The organism is Flavobacterium sp. DSP2-3-1 (genome assembly GCF_049896865.1).
Taxonomy (GTDB): Bacteria; Bacteroidota; Bacteroidia; order Flavobacteriales; family Flavobacteriaceae; genus Flavobacterium.
Genome location: NZ_JAFCVD010000011.1, coordinates 125,281 through 144,466, shown reverse-complemented (window position 1 = coordinate 144,466; position 19,186 = coordinate 125,281). Strand labels below are relative to the sequence as shown.

Sequence of the window (19,186 nt, the reverse complement as noted above, 5' to 3'; positions counted from 1 at the left end):
CAAAAAAACTCCCATTTTGCTAAGCATAATGGGAGTTTTTATTTATACCGAAATCAACAATCGGTGATCTCAATCTTAAATCTATTTATTTCCTTTCTCAAAATCGGCCACAAATTGCGCCAATCCGATATCAGTCAATGGGTGTTTTAATAAGCCGTAAATGGCAGAAAGTGGTCCGGTGATCACATCAGCACCAATTTTCGCACAGTTTACAATGTGCATCGTGTGACGTACTGAAGCTGCAAGAATCTGAGTTTCGTAACCGTAGTTATCATAAATTAATCTTATTTCTTCAATTAAAGCCAAACCGTCTGTAGAAATATCATCTAAACGACCAATAAACGGAGAAACATAAGTAGCTCCCGCTTTAGCAGCCAATAAAGCCTGACCAGCCGAGAATACTAAAGTTACATTTGTTTTTATACCTTTCTCCGAAAAGTATTTAGCCGCCATCACTCCCTCTTTAGTCATCGGCAATTTTACCACGATTTGCTCGTGTAAATCCGCCAACTCTTCACCTTCTTTTATCATTCCGTCGTAATCCAAAGCATTTACTTCGGCACTAACATCACCATCAACAAGATTACAAATGTCAACATAATGTTTCAAAATGTTGTTTTTTCCTGTGATTCCTTCTTTTGCCATTAATGTTGGATTAGTTGTAACACCATCCAAAACGCCCAACGCCTGTGCTTCCTTAATCTGAGCTAAATTAGCCGTGTCAATAAAAAATTTCATATTATCTAATTTAATTGTGTGTTTCTAATTCTTTGGGCGTGACCCAAGGGTCGGGCTTTCCGCTTCAATCTTTTATTTTTAAAGAAAAAATAAAAGGATTTTCACTGCAATCCCTCACGCTCACAAATTTCGTGCAAAATTACAACTTATAATGGTTCATCAACATTTTTTCATATACTTTATCAGGAAGTATTCGTTTCAAAACAATCGAAAACTTTTGCATAAAAACACCCACTTTATAATGAATTTTAGGTTCCGGAGTTTGGATTATTTGATATACCGCTTCGGCCATTTCATTAGGATTACTGCCGCTGTCCACATGTTCATCCATTGTTTTCAATGTATTTCCGTATGGAGTTTCGTAAGCCGAACCTTTTAGAACCGGAGCATGAAAACGTCCCGACGCAATATTTGTCGCAAAATCACCCGGAGCCACATTGGTAATACGAACACCAAAAGACTTCACTTCCATACGCATCGCTTCTGTAATGAGTTCTAATGCTCCTTTTGAAGCGGAATAAACACTTCGATACGGCAAACCCATATAACCCGCAATGGAAGTCACATTGATAATTAATCCTGATTTTTGCACTCGCATTTGTGGCAACACTGCTTTCATCACTTCAATTGGGCCAAAAAGATTAGTCTCAAAATTATTCTTAATTTCATGCATCGGAATTTCTTCTAATGGTCCCGTAATCCCAACTCCAGCATTGTTAATAACAACATCCAATCTTCCGGAGGTCTCAATAACTTTGGCAACAGCCGCATGAATCGAATCCGCATCCCGTACATCCAAAGCCACTAAAGGAAAAACCGAATTTAAAATTCGTTCCGGATTTCTGCTGGTTCCATACACAACAAAACCTTTATGGTGCAAAAATTCGCCAATAGATTTTCCTATTCCCGAAGAAGCTCCTGTAATTAAAACTACTTTTTTCATGATTGTTGATGTTTGGTGTACGAAAGGTCCAAAAATAAAAAAATCCTCCCGAAGGAAGACTACTTTTGTAATAAATAAAAAAAATGGCAAGCGACCTACATCGCACCGCTCAACCACGTACCCTTGCTATGTTCCCATCCTGGGGGAGTCTGCAGGAGCTGGTCGTGTAGGACTTGCCGGTGCAAATATACAATCTTTTTATATTTTTACAAGAGCTTTAATCATTAAAAATAACGTTGTATATTGGGGTATCCAAAATTAAAACTATGAAAAATTATAACTTCCTATCTATCATTTTATTAGGAATCACTTTAACAAGTTGCAACGAAACAAAAAAAGGTGCGAATACTTTATTTTCCTTTGATAATTCCAAATTTAAAGAACAATATAAACCACAGGAAGCTCTTTCTTTGGAAATTCTGAATTCTAATAGCAAAACTATAGATAGCGTTGTCTATTATGTAAATGACAAAAAAATTGGTTCAAAAAAAGGAGTTGACAAATTAACTTTTCAATTGAAAGAGCAAAAATTGGGTTATCAAAACCTAAAAGCTTTAGTTTTTTACGAAGGGCAAAACGCAGAAGCTACTACAAGAGTAGAATTAGTTTCTAATATTCAGCCAAAATTATTAAAATACACCATCCTAAATACGTATCCGCACGATATTCAAGCATACACGCAAGGATTAGAATTTTACCGAGATACGCTGTATGAAGGAACAGGAAACGGTTCAGGTCCATCCGGAAAAAAAGGGATTTCCAGCTTAAGAAAAACAAATTATAGAACGGGAGAAGTTTACAAGAAAGTCGAATTAGCTGACAACTATTTTGGTGAAGGAATTACGATTTTAAACAACAAAGTATACCAACTGACTTGGCAAAATAATGAAGGGTACGTTTACAACGCTGATACTTTCAAAAAAGAAAAAACGTTTAGCTATTTCAAGCCCATAGAAGGTTGGGGATTGACCAATGACGGAAAATATTTATACCAATCCGATGGAACCGAAAAAATTTGGATTATTGACCCGACCACATTTAAAGAAGTAGGTTACTTAAACGTTTATTCTTTTGAAACAAAAATAAAAGCAGTCAATGAGCTCGAATGGATTGACGGGAAAATTTATGGAAATGTGTACCAAAAAGATGCTATCGCTGTCATCAATCCGAAAAATGGAGCCGTAGAAGGAATAATTAATCTCGCAGATTTGACTACAAAAATTGCAAAATTAGAAGATACTGACGTTCTAAACGGAATTGCTTACAACCCAAAAACAAAAACCATTTTTGTAACCGGGAAAAATTGGGACAAAATGTTTGAAATCAAAGTTTCTGAATAATTATCAGGTAACATGACTACATTAATCATCAATATTAAAGAGTTGCTTCAGGTCCGGGATTCTTCAATTTTAAAAGTATCAGGTGCTGAAATGGCAGTTCTACCAACAATCAAAAACGCCTATTTAATACTTAAAAATGGAGTTATTTCTGATTTTGGTTTTATGGAGGATTTGCCCAACGTAAATCCAGAAAAGTGCATTGACGCAGACGGAAAAATGGTTTTACCGTCTTGGTGTGACAGTCATACTCATATTGTTTATGCCGGCAATCGGGAACAGGAATTTGTAGATCGAATCACTGGTTTTACTTATGAAGAAATCGCCAATCGTGGCGGTGGAATTCTAAATTCAGCTAAAAAACTGAACGAAACTTCTGAAGAAGAAATTTACCAACAATCCAAAGTGCGACTAGAGGAAGTCATGCGTTTGGGAACTGGAGCAGTTGAAATCAAATCGGGATACGGATTAACCGTTGACGGTGAATTGAAAATGCTTCGAGTGATTCAGCGATTAGCTCAAAATTATCCAATCACCATAAAAGCAACTTTTCTGGGTGCTCACGCTTTCCCATCGGAATACGCAAAAAACCATCAAGGTTATATCGATTTAATCATCAACAAAATGCTTCCTGAAATTGCTGAAAATAAACTGGCGGATTTTATAGACGTTTTTTGTGAAACGGGTTATTTTACTGTTGAAGAAACCCGAGAAATTATGGAAGCCGGAATTAAATTTGGCTTAAAGCCAAAGATTCATGTCAATCAGTTCAACTCCATTGGCGGAATTCAAGCTGGAGTAAAATACAATGCGCTTTCCGTAGATCATCTTGAAATTATGAAGCCGAAAGATATTGAAGCGTTGAAAAATACTGAAACAATGCCTGTTGCATTACCTTCTTGTTCTTATTTTTTGAGTATTCCTTACACTCCAGCACGAGAAATGATCACGGCTGGACTTCCAATTGCGCTCGCAAGCGATTACAACCCTGGTTCCACTCCATCCGGAAACATGAATTTTGTAGTGGCAACTGCATGCATCAAAGTGAAAATGACTCCCGAAGAAGCCATAAATGCTGCCACGATAAATGGAGCTTACGCCATGGGAATTTCTGAAACCCACGGAAGTATCACCTTAGGTAAAAAAGCAAATCTAATTATTACGAAACACATTCATTCCTATTATCAATTACCGTATGCTTTTGGCAGTAATCTGATTGATACCATAATCATAAATGGAGAAATTATTTTATAAAAAAATAGGATAAAAGCCTATTGTTTGTGCACATCTCAAAAGAACATATAGCCTTGGATAATAGTGTAAAATTGTTAACGAACAATCCAAAAAGTTGTTACATCTTATTTTCTTTCAAATAGGTGTAATTTACACCCAAGCAACCTAGAAATTAAGTATGTGCACCGTTTTAAGTAGAAATTTAACATGGATTTTCAATTTTGGGTTTTACCTTCTGACAATTGTATTTTTAATTCCAAGCCATTTATTTCTTTTGCTGAAAAGAAAATCCTTAAATTCATTTCTTCTTTCGTTGCGCAGGCTATTTGCATGATAAATAACTTGAAACTAATCTCTAACATCATTAAACATAATTTGCGCACTGCTTTGCCTTGAAATATTCACTTTTTTGTAAACGAAGTAGTTTTTTTATGATTGTGAGAATTTCTTCTACAATCTGACAGCACTTTACTATTTAATACAATATAGCAGACTGTAATCTTCCGCTTTTTTAGCGAGGAGTAATTTCTGGTAAATTTTAATTTCCAATCTTTCATTATTTCTTCGGCCGTAATAGCATATATTTACTACTACCTAAACGATTCTTGTTTGTAGATTGATTGTCAACTTATGACTATTTTTTCAAAACGAAACCTTATTTTGACAGTTTGCTGACGCATGTCATTCTTCGAAATATGATTCTTAAAAAACTTTCCTATTGTCCTATTGACTATTAATAGATACGCAAAAATCTTATCAACAAATCGAAAATCTGAAATCTAAATCTAAAATTATATTTTACCTTTGAGCTTTCAATAAAAACAAAGATTATGGTATATAAATTTAGAGTGATTCTAGACGCGGAAGAAGATGTTTTTAGAGACATCACAATACTTGAAGACGATACTTTAGAAGATTTACACAATGCTATTTTCAATTCCTTTGGTTTTGACGGAATGGAAGTGGCGTCTTTTTATACTTGTGATGAAACTTGGAACCAAGAAGAGGAAATTTCACTTTTTGATACCGGAGATGTTCCAGGCGAGCAAAAAATCATGAGCGATTATCAATTATCAGATATTTTAGATAAGGAAAACACTAAAATCTTATACGTTTATGATTTCATCAATATGTGGACTTTCCTTGTAGAACTTGCTGCTATTGAAGATCAGGTGATTGGAAATTTATATCCTGAAACTATTTTTTCTCACGGAGAAATGCCGGACGAAGCGATGGAAAAAAACTTTGAAACGGATAATGCCGATGATTACCACAGTGGTTTTGAAGATGATTTAGACCAAGATGATTTGGATATGTTTGAAGGCGATGACAGTTTTGAGGACTACGGATTTGAGGAGAATTGGAATTAAAAAACGAGACGATAAAGAATCAAAAGTCACGATAAAAGATCTTTTTTCTACCTTTCATCTTGGTTCTTTTATCTTAAAAAATATAAAACATGATCAACTTATATAATACGCACATCGAGAACTTATCCATACACAGAGTGGGTAATAAAAGTAGAAATGAAGCTATTTTTCTATCGGAACAACCTTTTAGTTTGAACGATGAGATTGTGCCTTTGATGAAAGAATTCTTCTTTAAACCTTTTAGAGAAAAAGAAGAAAATTATTTTCAATTTGCTCATGAAATTGATTTGGATTACAACGACATGTTCAAGTTTGCAACAGAAGTTTTTGATAATCCGGGTGCTATTCATGACGTTTCTAAAAAAATCACTACGCACTTATTTGAGCAGTCCAATCACCCGCATATCAAGAATGGTGAAGTTTATGTTACTTATTTGACAAACGTCAGTATTGATAATAATATAGTGGACGCGATTGGAATTTTCAAAAGTGAAATTCAAGCTGACTTTTTGCAGTTTGAAGAAAAAGCAACGCACTTGGAAATGATTCTGCAGCAAGGTGTTAGTCTGAATAAGCTGGACAAAGGTTGTATCATCTTTAATTATAAAAAAGAGGAAGGATATAAGATCCTGACTGTTGACAGCAACCGCTACGATGCCAGATATTGGCTGGAACATTTCTTATCAGTAGATGCTTTTGAAGATGAAAACTTCATTACAAAGAAATATTTAAAATTTTGTCAGAATTTCGCTAAAGATGTCGTTTTTCCTGCAGAAGACAAGAAAGAGGAAGTGATGTTCATGAACCGTTCGGTAAACTATTTTGCCAAAAATGATCAATTCGAAGAAACTAATTTCCTAAATGAAGTTTTAGACAACCCAGACTTAATTCCTGAGTTCAAAAATTACAAAATTGACAAAGGCGAAAAATACAGCATTGAAGATGTAACTTCTTTTCCTATTGCAAATGCAGCAGTTTCTGATGCCAGAAAATCAATCAAAAACGTCATAAATTTAGATACACACATCCAAATTAAAATGGATTTCATCAATCCTGAAAGCGCTGAAAAATATGTGGAAAAAGGTTGGGATGAGGAAAAACAAATGTACTATTACTTAGTTTATTTTAATAAAGAGGAAAAAAGTTAAATATCAGTGTTCAGGCGCAGGTTATACATCTATAAATATTTTAATCTCCAATTACGAAAGTAGCTGGAGATTTTTTTTGAATTACAGTTATCGTGTAGGCCCATTTACTCATCAACAAAGATGTAATCTACTGTTTATGATATATTTATATCATAAAGATATTGTATTGTTTCAAAGGAAGACAAGTAGTGTCTTTTGAGATTAAAATTATAATAACTATGCAAGAAAGAAAGTTTATCTTTGAACAATTTTTCAAAAAAGTCTTTGGCCTATTCTACTAAATTTATGGACCTATTTTATACAACTAAATTATGAAATTATTTTCGGATAATTGTTTTATTACTTTCAATAAAGCAGGTTTAATAGTACTCTTGTCGGGATTAATGTTGCAGTCATGCGCCACTCATCATGCACAATTTGGACAAAACATCAAAAAACCAACTGCTCTAAATGCAACAGACAGTTCGCAAATTGCACACACCTTTTATTTAATTGGCGATGCTGGAAATACCAATGAAAAAACGGCACAGCAGATGCTTGGTTCTTTGGGAGACCGATTAAAAAAGGCTTCAAAAAATGCTACTCTTTTATTCCTGGGTGATAATATTTATCCGAAAGGATTGCCCAATACTGAACTTACGAACGAACGAATTATTGCCGAAAGTAAACTGACAAACCAACTGAAATTGTCTAAAAATTTCAAAGGGCAAACTATTTTCATTCCTGGAAATCATGACTGGTACAGCGGAATTGAAGGATTGGGACGTCAGGCTAAATTTGTATCCGAATACCTCAACGATAAAAAGTCGTTCCTTCCCAGAAAAAGTTGTGGTATTGATGATTTAGAAATAAATGAAAATGTAGTGCTAATCACCATTGACAGCCAATGGTTTCTGGAAGATTGGGATGACAGTCCCACTATTAACGATGATTGCACCATCAAAACTCGTGCAGCTTTTTTTGTCGAGCTGGAAAATCTTTTGATTAAAAACCAAGAAAAAATAGTCGTTTTAGCACTGCATCATCCATTAATGAGCAATGGCTCTCACGGTGGACAATTTTCAGTGGAGAAACAACTTTTCCCTTTAGAACAAAAAATTCCACTTCCAGTTTTAGGTTCGTTGGCTAATTTTTTCCGAAAAACAACTGGAGCAAGTCCTCAAGATATTCAAAATAAACAATACACCATTTTTATTAAAAGAGTAAAAACCATATTGCAAAATCAAGATAATGTTATTGTTGTTTCAGGTCATGACCACAATTTACAATACATTGAAAAAGATAATATCAAACAAATTATCAGTGGTGCTGGTTCTAAATCAGAGGCTGCAAAAGCAATTTACCCTAATGATTTTTCTTATGGCCGCAATGGATATGCCACATTAGCTGTTTATGAAAATGGTTCTGCAAAAGTTTCTTTTTACGGCAAGGAAAATGACAAAGAAAAACTGATTTATGAGCAATTGGTATTGGATCAAAAAGACGATTACATAACCAAAGTATTCCCAACCACATTTCCTAAAACGACCACTGCCAGCATTTATACAACGAAACAAACCCAAAAATCAGTATTTTATAAATTCTTTTTTGGAAATCATTTTCGAAAATATTACAGCCTCCCGATAGCGGCAAAAACAACTACCATAGATACCCTTTTTGGAGGACTGCAACCCAAACGTTCTGGAGGCGGTAATCAGTCAAATTCATTACAACTTATTGACAAAAAAGGGAAGGAATATGTGATGCATGCCATGAAAAAAAGCACTACGCGTTTCCTGCAAACAGTAGCTTTCAAAAATCAGTTTATCCAAGACGAATTTGAAGATACCTACGCTGAAGATCTTTTATCTGATTTTTACACCACTGCACACCCTTACACTCCGTTTGCTGTTGGGAATTTAGCAGCAAAAATTGGCGTAGCGCATACTAACCCAGCACTGTATTATATTCCAAAACATAGAGCACTAAAAAATTTTAATGCAAATTTTGGAGATGAATTGTACCTTGTTGAAGAACGACCAACGGACAGCCAAATTAGCGTGAAAAGTTTTGGAAATCCAATTGCCATTATCAGCACGGAAGACGTTATCAAAAATCTTCACAAAGACGAAAAATATTCGGTTGATGAAAGTGCCTATATCAAAGCTCGACTGTTCGACATGCTTGTAGGAGATTGGGACAGACATGAAGATCAATGGAGCTGGGGCGAATATAAGGTAGGTGAAAAAGTAATTTACAAACCTATTCCGCGAGACCGAGATCAGGCGTTTCCAAAGTATGACGGTGCGTTACTGTTTGTTTTAATGAAAAAGGCACAATTGCGTCACATGCAACCTTTTAAAGAAAAAATGTCAAATGTCAAATTGATGAACCGGGAACCTTATCCCCTAGATCTCGCTTTTATAAAAATTGCCGATGAAAACGAGTGGATTAAACAAGCAAAATATATTCAGGAAAACTTATCGGATGCAGCTATTGATGGTGCGTTTACTAATTTGCCAAAAGAAGTTCAGGACGAGACAATCAGTGATATCAAACGCAAACTAAAATTAAGACGAAATGAATTGCATCGTTCTGCCTCAACGTATTATTCCGTGTTGCAACACACTGTTTTGCTTGTTGGAACGGATAAAAAAGACAAATTTGTCATTCAAAACAACGAAAAAAATAAGCTTAAAATTCAAGTGTATCGTATAAAAAGCAGTGGTGAAGAATTGCAATACATTAAGAATTTCACCGCGAAAAAAACAAAAAAAATATGGATTTACGGCCTAGATGATGATGATATTTTTGAAGTAATAGGAGCTACAAAATCAGGAATTAAAGTGCGATTAATTGGAGGTCAAAATGAAGATTCGTATGTTGTTGAAAATGGCAGAAAAATAAAAATCCATGATTTTAAATCAAAAAACAACACGTACACATTAGATTCTAAAACCAAACTTTTATTATCTGATGATTATGAAACGAATTTGTACGATTATAAAAAACCAAAATACAATTCCTTTTCAGCGCTGCCTAATATTGGTTTTAATCCTGATGACGGTATCAAATTAGGAATTGTCAGTGGTTATGTTGTTAATGACTTTAAACAAAATCCTTACACCCAAAAACACAGTTTGAAAGCCAATTATTTTTTTGCCACAAAAGGGTATGAACTTATTTACACTGGTAATTTTCCTAAATTATTTGGCAAATGGGATTTAGATTTTGAAAGCCGATTCACGAGTCCGAATTTTACCATTAATTATTTTGGATACGGAAATGAGACAGTAAATAATGATGATACTTTTGGAATGGATTTCAATCGCGTTCGCATCAAAATGCTGAAAGTTATGCCATCCATAAAAAAAGTTGGAAAGTACGGAAGTGCAATTCATTTTCAAACTAGTTTTGAAAGAATCACCGTCGAAGAAACGATGAATCGATTTGTAGACATTTCTGCCAATATAAATCCTGCTGTTTTTAAAAACCAACAATTTGCAGGAGCAACTTTAAAATATAGTTTTGAAAATTACGATGTTCCCTCCTTCCCGACTATGGGTATGGGATTTTCTATTGCTGGTACGTGGAAAATGAATTTAGAAAATACCAAAAGAAATTTCCCCGCAATAGAAAGTAAACTTAATTTCAACCATAAAATTGATGCCAACGGAAAATTAGTTTTAGCCACTATCCTGAGAGGAAAAATGGTATTGAACAACAATTTTGATTTTTACCAAGGTGCCAACTTAGGTGGTGACTATGATTTGAGAGGTTTTAGAAATGAACGCTTTTTAGGGAATCAATCTTTTTACCAGAGTAGTGATGTACGCTGGAATTTGGGCAAAATTAAGCGAAGCATCATACCCATGTCATACGGAATCTTAGGTGGTTTTGATTACGGTAGGGTTTGGTTAAAAGGCGAAAATTCCGAAAAATGGCATCAGTCTATTGGTGGAGGAGTATGGCTCAACGGACTAAATGCGCTAACGGCACGACTGACTTATTTTAAAAGTGCCGGTGAAGACGCGAGAATTGCTTTTGGTTTAGGATTTGGATTTTAACATTTTTATAGTGACTTCATAGACATTTCCTCCGACACTTTTGGTTCTTTCATCGGCAATCAACAAACGCTCATTATCGATGAAGCAAGCCGCTTCTTTTTGGGAAAAATGATTCAATTCCAACACTGTTTTTGTTCCATTTAAAAATTGATCTTTTTGAAAGTTTTCAAATAAAAAGAGATTATCATGCGTTAACAAAGCAACTTTTGTTTCATCCGGGCTTATCGTTGCACTTGTAATAGCGCAATGATTGTACGCGCTACAGGTTTTGAATTCCTCCATTAAAACGGCTTGATGAAAACCGGGCGTATTGGGAATTTTATACAAAAATGCGGTTCCGACAAACCCTTTACTACGGTTTTTAGTAAAAAGATAAAAATTGTTTTTAAACTCAAAAAAACCTTCCACGTCATAAAACATTTCGGTTTTTTTAGGAGGGAAATTTTTTTGTTCCGGATAGGCAAATGAGACTTTGTAAACCGGATTTGTACTTTCAGCAGTTAATGCGTTTTTATCGATTTTATAAATAGTCAAATCCATTCGTTCATTATCATTGTTGCCAAAATCTCCAATATACAAGTTTCCTTCGACGTCTTTTGTAATGTCCTCCCAATCGATATTCGCCGTGTTTTCAATGGTAATCGTTTTCTCGATTTGGCCATTCGAATCTATCCCATAAATTGCATTGGTATTCCCATGGTCTTCCAAAGTCCAAAGTAAATTGGTATTTGGAGTATACACTATTCCGGAAACTTCTTTTAGTTTATTGGGCAGCGCATAAAGTGTTGTTAAAGAATCCGATTCTTGCTGACAAGCAAAAAGTATAAAAACAACTAAAAAGGAGGAATATTTACTCATGTTATTTATAGTACAATTTATTTCTGAAGAGGTATCATTCAAATGTAAGGTCTTTTAAATTTTTCTTTTGAATAAGGTACTGCTTTTAAAATTTCGGGTAATAAATTCAAAGGCTGCACTCATGATATTTCCCATTGATTTTGCCTTTTTAAAATTCAAATCATTAGTATAACGGTAAAGTTCCATCTGTAATTGTTTCAAATGAGATTCTGGCGAAAGTTCATCTTCACCCATAATTTCCAATAATCTATTGATTCTGTTTTCAGCCGAAAGAATTCTTTTGGCCAGTACTGATCGTTCCTCATCTTTGTATTGTTCGATAGAACTGTTTTGAAGTTTATCTTTGACCAACTTAACCATCGGATAATTTTCTTTAAAAAACTGAGGACGATACACTTTGAAATTCCCTTCGTAACACTGTTGGTCAAAATCGATGGCGCGTATTTTATAAACGACATGATCAAAATCATGTGTAGGAACGATCACATAATTATAGGAACGCATATCGCCCAATAATCGAATCATACAGCGCTCATTGAACTTTACAAATTCTTTGGCTATTTGCGATTTTTCCGTTTCAGTACAATCTGCTAGCAAGGTTTTTATGAAGACGTCTCCTGGAATTCCCATGATATGTTCTTCTATCAAAGTGTCTTGGTACACTAAAAAATTTATTTTATCGGGTGACAGTATGTGTTCCAGCTCTAACCCATAAACGCGGGAAGCATCCGCTTTCTTGATGTAAAAATGGGTGTAATTGTCATTAAGAATATTTCTGACTTTTATTCGGAAAGGCTTGGAATTTCCAAAAGTGCAATAATCAATAGCATCTACATTTAGGAATTTAATAATTCCCAAATTTCCATCAGAATGCAACAGCGAGTAGATTTTTTTTAGATTTAAATCAATTTCTTCCCTTTCATACTCATTATAATAGACTCTAATCCACAAGGTGTCCTCATCGTTTTTATCATACACTGTTACAGAGCCTGCAAAGCGTAATAAATCATCGTAAAAAACAGAAACTTTAGATAATCGATCAAATCGTTCTAAGTACTCCAAAAGGGAATCATTTATAGGATAGGATGGTTTTTTGAAAAGCATTATTGGCTCACTCATTTGGCAAAATTTAATACAAAATTACAATAAATTAAGCTGTTGAATTGGAATAGTTTAGAAATATAAAGTTCCATATACCAGAACAATTCTTAGAGGAAAATATTTAAAATTTATGCATAACAAGGTTAATGAGCTAATTTAAAAAGTAATAAACTCAGTAAATTTACTTTTCTCTAAAAATGTTAAATGAAATAGAAAACTTACTATTGCAAAACGGAAAATCCTTCCCATCGCGTTTGTTAATATTTAATTAATGGATACGATTTAATCTTTTTAATCTTTGTTTAACAACAATAAAATCAATAAAAACACACAAACAGTTAATTTTAAGAAAGTTCTCATAAATAATTATAAAAATATAGGGAAAATATCTATATTTTTGTTAAAAAAATAAATTCCTTGATATAAACTTTATATTTGAAAGCCTCGCTATTTTTAAATATTTAAAATCTACAAATGACAGATAAACTTGACCTCTATTTCAAGGCTGCACAATCAGCTAAGATTGGTATTTGGAAAATGAATTTACTGACTAATCATATTTTTTGGGATGCAGTTACAAAATGTATTCTTGAAGTTTCTGATGATTTTGAACCTGTAAACGGTAGCGGAATAAATTTTTACACGGAAGGTGAAAATAGAGATAGAATTAAAAGTCGTATGGAAAGTGCTATGCACCAAGGAATTTCTTTTGAAGATAAATTTCAAATTACCACAGCTAAAAATAATATCAGATTCATCGAATGTATTTGCCAAGTAGAAATCATTGATGGAAAACCTGTAAATTTATTAGGCACTTTTCAGGATATTACAAATGAGCAAAATTTAATTAATGAACTGCGGTTAAATGTAGAAAAATTTTCGTCTATTTTTTCTAGCGCCAACGACGCCATTTTTATCATTGACACTTCAAATGGAGTTATAACAGATTGTAATCCACGATCATCCGACCTTACCGGATATGATCTTTTTGAATTAAAGGGTTTACACAATTCTGAACTTTTCCCGGAAGAATTTAGAAAACAAGTCCGTTTTATTTTAAATTATAATTTATACAGGAATGAATATACCGTAGACGAAACGTATATAAAAACAAAAGGCGGAAAATCAATACCTGTAGAAATAGCTTCGGGTAAAAAATTTCAGGTAGATAACATCACCTATCTAGTTTGTTTCATTAGAGATATAAGCGAAAGAAAAAACGTCGAAAATAAATTAAATTTACTTTCGCTCGCTGCCTCCGAAACAACAGATACAATAGTAATTGCAAATTTAAACGGAGACGCGGTTTGGGCAAATCAGGCTTATTTAGATCTTACAGGTCTGAATATGGACGAAGTAATAGGCCGAAAACCAGGTTCTTTATCCACAGGACCTGAAACTGACTTGAAGACCACCTTGTTAATGCAAAAAGCAATCAAGAATAAAGAAAGCATAAAAACCACGATACTCAATTATAATAAAAATAAAGAAAAATATTGGTTTGAGTTGAATATTACTACAGTATTCGACAGTGATAATAATTTCATAAACTTTGTGGGCGTAGGCCGAAATGTGACTTTAAGAATTGAAAAAGAATTAGAACTCAAAAGATTGTTAGAAATCACTAGTTGTCAAAACAATAAATTATTTAACTTTACACATATTGTTTCCCATAATATTCGGTCTCATACCAGTAACCTCTCTATGATTGTTGATGTTATAGAAAATACTGACAACATTGAGGATAAACTTTCTTATTTTGATTTATTCAAAGAAGGAACTAATAAACTGTCAGAATCAATAGAATATTTGAATGAGATTATATGCATTCAGCAAAATACAAATATTGAAAAAAAAGGGATTCGCTTAAAACACGAAATCGAAAAAACAAAAATGGCATTAAGCTTGGCCATAAAAGAGAGCAAAATAATCATTACTGATACTATTCCCGAAGATTTAGTTGTTACTGCCATTCCCGCTTATTTAGACAGTATTTTAATAAATTTGTTTACAAATGCCATAAAATACAAGTCACCTGAGCGAACTGCAACCCTTTCAATAGGGTTCGAAATTATTGAGGATTGTATTGTTATACATTTTAAAGACAATGGGTTAGGATTAAATTTAGAAAAAAACGGCCATAAACTCTTTGGAATGTACAAAACTTTCCACGGTAACGAAGATGCGAAAGGAATTGGATTATTTATTACTAAAAACCAACTGGAAGCTATGGACGGCAGAATTGAAGTTGAGAGTGCAGTGGGTCAAGGTTCTAATTTTAAAATTTATTTAAATGAAAAATAAATTAACATACATCATAGATGACGACAAATTAACCGTAAAACTAATGAGTATCCTCATTTCTAAAAATGATTTTTGTGAAGAAATAGAATCGTTCTATAACGCTCAAGATGCTATTACTAAATTAAAACAAAATGCGGAAAATAATGCAATTCTGCCGGATGCAATTTTACTGGATCTAAATATGCCTGTCATGGATGGATGGCAGTTTTTAGATGAATTTATTTCATTACCATTAAAGAAAGATATTCATATTTTCATAATGACTTCCTCCATTGACCCAGTTGATATTGAAATGGCCGCGAAATACAGAGTGGTTAGAGAATATATTATGAAACCTATAACTACCCAAAAATTAGATGTTTTATGCAAATTAATCGGTGATTTAAACTAAATCTTATTAATTAGTAACAAAACGCTTCCTTGATCGTCCAATATAAAAAAGTAAAAGATGAACTCATTGGAAACGATACTTTCTATCAAAAATCTCAACAAACGATATGGTGCTCTTCAAGCGCTAAAAAATGTTTCTTTCAATATCCACAAAGGTAATGTATACGGAATTCTAGGTCCTAATGGTAGCGGAAAATCAACTACTTTAGGGATCGTACTAAATGTTGTCAATAAAACTTCCGGAGAATACAGCTGGTTTGGTGGTGCAATGAAAACCCATGAAGCACTAAAAAAAGTGGGCGCAATTATCGAAAGACCCAATTTCTATCCGTATATGACGGCTAAGGAAAACTTAGAATTGGTCTGCAAAATTAAAGGAATTAGTTACACTAAAGTCACCGAAAAGTTAGAGTTAGTGGGCTTAACAGATCGACAACACAGCAAATTCAGCACTTTTTCTTTAGGAATGAAACAGCGATTAGCCATAGCTTCTGCATTGCTGAACGATCCTGAAATTTTGATTCTTGATGAGCCCACAAATGGTTTAGATCCCCAAGGAATTCATCAAATTAGAGACATTATCAAACAAATTGCCGCGAAAGGAACGACTATACTACTTGCGTCTCATTTATTGGACGAGGTAGAAAAAGTGTGTACACATGTTTTAATTTTAAGAAAAGGAGAGATTCTATACACGGGATTAGTTGATGGTATGTCAGCAAATGAGGGATTCTTTGAATTACAGGCTGATGACAATACGAATTTAATTGAAGTTGTTAAAATGCATCCGGCAGTTAAAAATGTTGCGAACGAGGATGGAAAAGTTTTAGTGTATTTGAAAGATAATTTAGAGGCTAAAGAATTGAATCGTTTTCTTTTTGAAAAAAACATACTATTAAATCATTTGGTTAAACGAAAAAACAGTTTGGAAGAACAATTTTTAGAATTGACGAAAAATAAATAATACCGTCTCGTTTTCTCACAACCTTAAAATCATAAATATCAATCTAAAAATGAAAAGACTCCTTTCTATAGAACTTCAAAAAATCTGGAAAAATAAAGCAAGTCGGATTTTGACTTTAACATATTTTATTCTCTTAACCTTCATTGCATTAATAGCCTCAATAAAATTTGACTTGGGTATTTTTAAGTTTCATTTGGCAGAGATGGGAATATTTAACTTCCCTTTTATTTGGCATTTTAACACTTATATCGCAGCGATATTAAAATTATTTTTGGCTATCGTAATCGTGTCCATGATGGCAAACGAATATAGTTATGGAACTTTGAAACAAAATTTAATTGACGGAATGAGTAAAAGAGAATTTATTCAGTCTAAATTTCTAACCGTCATTTTATTTGCAACAGTTTCTACGCTTTTTATCTTCATAATGTCACTTCTTTTAGGGTTAAGTTTTTCTTCTTATACTGAATTCAGCATTGTTTTTTCAAATTTAGAATACCTGTTGGCTTATTTCCTTAAATTAGTTGGTTTTTTCTCCTTCTGTTTATTTTTAGGAATACTAGTGAAACGTTCCGCATTTGCGTTGGGATTTCTTTTAGTTTGGAATATTATTGAAGGAATTATCAAAGGAATTTTGACTTTCAAAATATTCCCAAATAGCAAAACTGCGGCTTCAATTATGCAGTTTTTTCCTTTAGAATCCATGTCCAATTTAATAGTTGAACCGTTTTCTCGATTGTCAGTGGTAAAAAACTTGGGAACACAAATTGGTTTAGACAACATAAAAGATTATGGTGTACATTATTCCTCCGTTGGTATTGTTTTGTGCTGGACCGTAATTTTCATTTTCCTTTCCTACCGATTATTAAAAAATAGAGATTTGTAGTATTTTATATCTCTACGAGCGGTGCGAGAACAATACTGTTTTGTCTTTTCATTTTTTGAATTTCAATTAATGCACCCTCACAATCTATTACAGTAACCGACTCGCGAACAGCAACTCAATTAGTTCAAAATGTTTTGGTAAAACGTTACTTCGCAGACATTTATAGCGCTTTAGCTATTAGAAATGAATATTCCGGCAGTCAAAAAAGTTACGCTTATTTTACGGATGTCAGTGATTTTCCTTTTAAAGAAGAAGCTTTTTTGAGTGCTTGGAGCAGATAGAATTCCGAATCTTATTGAAAGGTGTCAATCTAATAAAAGAAAGAAAATCTATGAATTTAATGTCGAAACTGGATCTAAAGCCACAAAAATGTATTTACAACTAATTCATCAATAAGATTTAGTCCATCTCAAAACAATTGTTTTTTTCTTTATCAACTCGACGTAGTTTGTTACGAAAGATTATAAATGCATAAAGCGCAAAAACTACTCAACAATGCAAACCAATTGCGCAATGATTAAAATATTTTTTACGAAAAACTAAAATACTAAAATTAAACATGAGCAACAATATTATGCTGAACAACTTAAAAGAAACCTTTATTGATTTAATCTCTTTTCTGAAAAATCCTGTAGACGAAGCGGGTCCCGAATTATCAGTAAATAAAAAACTTAAGACACTAATTTCTTTATTAATTATTGAAATTCCTCTAATGGCAGTTTTGATACTTCTGATAAGTGGTTTGGAAACATTGGAACTTGTTGATCCAGATAACCACAAAATTCTGGATATGATCAATTCGTATCCAGTTGTATTGTTATTAGTGTTAACCGTTGTAATTGGTCCTTTAATTGAAGAATTAATTTTCAGGCTATATCTGCGTTATAAAAATAATTATGCGCTGCATTTTTTAATTTCATTCGTTTCCCTCACGGGCGTTCGGAATGAACAAAAGGCAGAAACGTTTTTGATTTCTCTTTGGAAAAAAAGATACAAGTTCATATTCTATTTTTCTGCTGTAATTTTCGGGTTGATCCACATCAGTAATTTTGAATTTTCGTACACGATTTTACTTTTATCACCAATATTGGTGGCACCACAAATAATTTTAGGTCTCATTATCGGCTATGTAAGAGTTCGCAATGGATTTGTTTCAGGACTACTGATGCATTCACTTCACAATGCTTTCTTTATCGGCATCCCGTTATTTTTCATGTTTAACGATACGGAAAAACTAAACGCCGAAACCAGTTTATATTCGATAAAAATCGAAGAAACCAATGATATAGCTATTCCAAGTACCAAAAAAAACTATTCTGACAGCATTGTTTATAAAAATGTAAGTCTGAAAACTACCTTAACCTATTTATTGAAAACAAATGAAATATTGCTGAAAACCAATGATAAAGAAATGTTAGACAATACGCTGAACTTAAACTTTAAAAACAAATCGAAAGACAGTTCTCGAACCAAAAGTATTGCCTTGAATCAATTGGCTAAAAGCTATGATTTTAAAATCAAAAAAAGTACCAAAGCAACTGAAGTCTGGAATCTAGAAGTTATAAATCCAGCGCTATTACTGAAATATAAATCAAACAAAAACGCTTATGGAAACATGATTACTATAAATCCAGAGGAAATCATCATCAAAAAATCCAAAATTAATGCGCTTATCAATGCTCTGATGCCAAAAAGCAATAAAATGATTTTGGATAAAACAGGTAGCAAAGACAATTATAACATTACACTTAAAACGAAGGATTTTATAAGTATAAAAAAGCAATTAAAAGAAAAATATGGACTTTCCTTGGTCAAACAAAAAATAAATTTAGAGCACATTATGATTGAGTTTCAAAAGCCAGAATAAA

Annotated in this window: 15 protein-coding genes and 1 other RNA gene; 11 read left to right on the top strand and 5 right to left on the bottom strand. The window is 33.3% G+C overall.

The genetic code is table 11. The features are described 5' to 3' along the window. Positions 1-81 precede the first annotated feature (81 nt). The 3 genes from fsa to ffs form a co-directional block, all read right to left on the bottom strand. Entirely contained in the window at positions 82-738 is a 657-nt protein-coding gene (gene fsa / locus ACP7AT_RS13400) for a fructose-6-phosphate aldolase (protein WP_091206595.1), read from the bottom strand. Between the two features lie 139 nt (positions 739-877). After that, positions 878-1,681 carry an SDR family oxidoreductase gene (locus tag ACP7AT_RS13395; protein ID WP_426064863.1) on the bottom strand — a complete coding sequence of 268 codons (804 nt, stop codon included), beginning with the start codon at positions 1,679-1,681 and terminating at the stop codon, positions 878-880. Positions 1,682-1,762: 81 nt separating this feature from the next. Then, positions 1,763-1,860, bottom strand: an RNA gene (gene ffs / locus ACP7AT_RS13390) — signal recognition particle sRNA small type. A gap of 87 nt (positions 1,861-1,947) precedes the next feature. Here ffs and ACP7AT_RS13385 point away from each other — a divergent pair. The 5 genes from ACP7AT_RS13385 (at position 1,948) to ACP7AT_RS13365 (ending at position 10,815) form a co-directional block, all read left to right on the top strand. Next, a complete protein-coding gene (locus ACP7AT_RS13385) occupies positions 1,948-3,021 on the top strand; it encodes a glutaminyl-peptide cyclotransferase (RefSeq protein ID WP_426064862.1) in 1,074 nt (357 codons plus the stop codon). A 12-nt stretch (positions 3,022-3,033) separates the two neighbouring features. Then, positions 3,034-4,272, top strand: a complete 1,239-nt coding sequence (hutI, locus tag ACP7AT_RS13380) for an imidazolonepropionase (RefSeq protein ID WP_426064861.1) — start codon at positions 3,034-3,036, stop codon at positions 4,270-4,272. Between the two features lie 809 nt (positions 4,273-5,081). Further along, positions 5,082-5,621: an IS1096 element passenger TnpR family protein gene (locus ACP7AT_RS13375; protein WP_426064859.1), complete on the top strand. Its 540-nt coding sequence runs from the start codon at positions 5,082-5,084 to the stop codon at positions 5,619-5,621. Between the two features lie 89 nt (positions 5,622-5,710). Further along, positions 5,711-6,769 (top strand): nucleoid-associated protein, encoded by a 1,059-nt coding sequence (locus tag ACP7AT_RS13370; RefSeq protein WP_426064858.1) that lies wholly within the window; start codon positions 5,711-5,713, stop codon positions 6,767-6,769. A gap of 311 nt (positions 6,770-7,080) precedes the next feature. Further along, a complete protein-coding gene (locus tag ACP7AT_RS13365) occupies positions 7,081-10,815 on the top strand; it encodes a metallophosphoesterase (protein ID WP_426064856.1) in 3,735 nt (1,244 codons plus the stop codon). Here the strand turns inward: ACP7AT_RS13365 and ACP7AT_RS13360 are convergent. Both ACP7AT_RS13360 and ACP7AT_RS13355 read right to left on the bottom strand, forming a co-directional pair. Beyond that, complete coding sequence (locus tag ACP7AT_RS13360; protein WP_426064854.1) at positions 10,798-11,715, bottom strand: hypothetical protein; 918 nt, start codon at positions 11,713-11,715, stop codon at positions 10,798-10,800. The genes ACP7AT_RS13365 and ACP7AT_RS13360 overlap by 18 nt on opposite strands. Before the next feature lie 12 nt (positions 11,716-11,727). Then, positions 11,728-12,792 (bottom strand): hypothetical protein, encoded by a 1,065-nt coding sequence (locus ACP7AT_RS13355; RefSeq protein ID WP_426064852.1) that lies wholly within the window; start codon positions 12,790-12,792, stop codon positions 11,728-11,730. A gap of 456 nt (positions 12,793-13,248) precedes the next feature. Between ACP7AT_RS13355 and ACP7AT_RS13350 the strand changes: the two genes are divergently transcribed. The 6 genes from ACP7AT_RS13350 to ACP7AT_RS13325 all read left to right on the top strand — a co-directional run bounded on the left by ACP7AT_RS13350 (position 13,249) and on the right by ACP7AT_RS13325 (position 19,185). Continuing rightward, positions 13,249-15,078, top strand: coding sequence for a PAS domain S-box protein (locus ACP7AT_RS13350; protein WP_426064851.1), 1,830 nt, complete (start codon positions 13,249-13,251; stop codon positions 15,076-15,078). After that, positions 15,068-15,469 (top strand): response regulator, encoded by a 402-nt coding sequence (locus ACP7AT_RS13345; RefSeq protein WP_426064850.1) that lies wholly within the window; start codon positions 15,068-15,070, stop codon positions 15,467-15,469. The genes ACP7AT_RS13350 and ACP7AT_RS13345 overlap by 11 nt, the downstream gene beginning before the upstream one ends. 66 nt (positions 15,470-15,535) lie before the next feature. After that, entirely contained in the window at positions 15,536-16,432 is an 897-nt protein-coding gene (locus ACP7AT_RS13340) for an ABC transporter ATP-binding protein (protein WP_426064886.1), read from the top strand. A gap of 49 nt (positions 16,433-16,481) precedes the next feature. Next, the gene (locus ACP7AT_RS13335) at positions 16,482-17,318 is read left to right on the top strand and encodes an ABC transporter permease (RefSeq protein ID WP_426064848.1); all 837 of its coding nucleotides are present in this window, start codon (positions 16,482-16,484) and stop codon (positions 17,316-17,318) included. Positions 17,319-17,452: 134 nt separating this feature from the next. Then, positions 17,453-17,599, top strand: a complete 147-nt coding sequence (locus ACP7AT_RS13330) for a hypothetical protein (RefSeq protein WP_426064846.1) — start codon at positions 17,453-17,455, stop codon at positions 17,597-17,599. A 278-nt stretch (positions 17,600-17,877) separates the two neighbouring features. Then, entirely contained in the window at positions 17,878-19,185 is a 1,308-nt protein-coding gene (locus ACP7AT_RS13325) for a CPBP family intramembrane glutamic endopeptidase (protein ID WP_426064844.1), read from the top strand. Position 19,186: the final 1 nt, after the last annotated feature.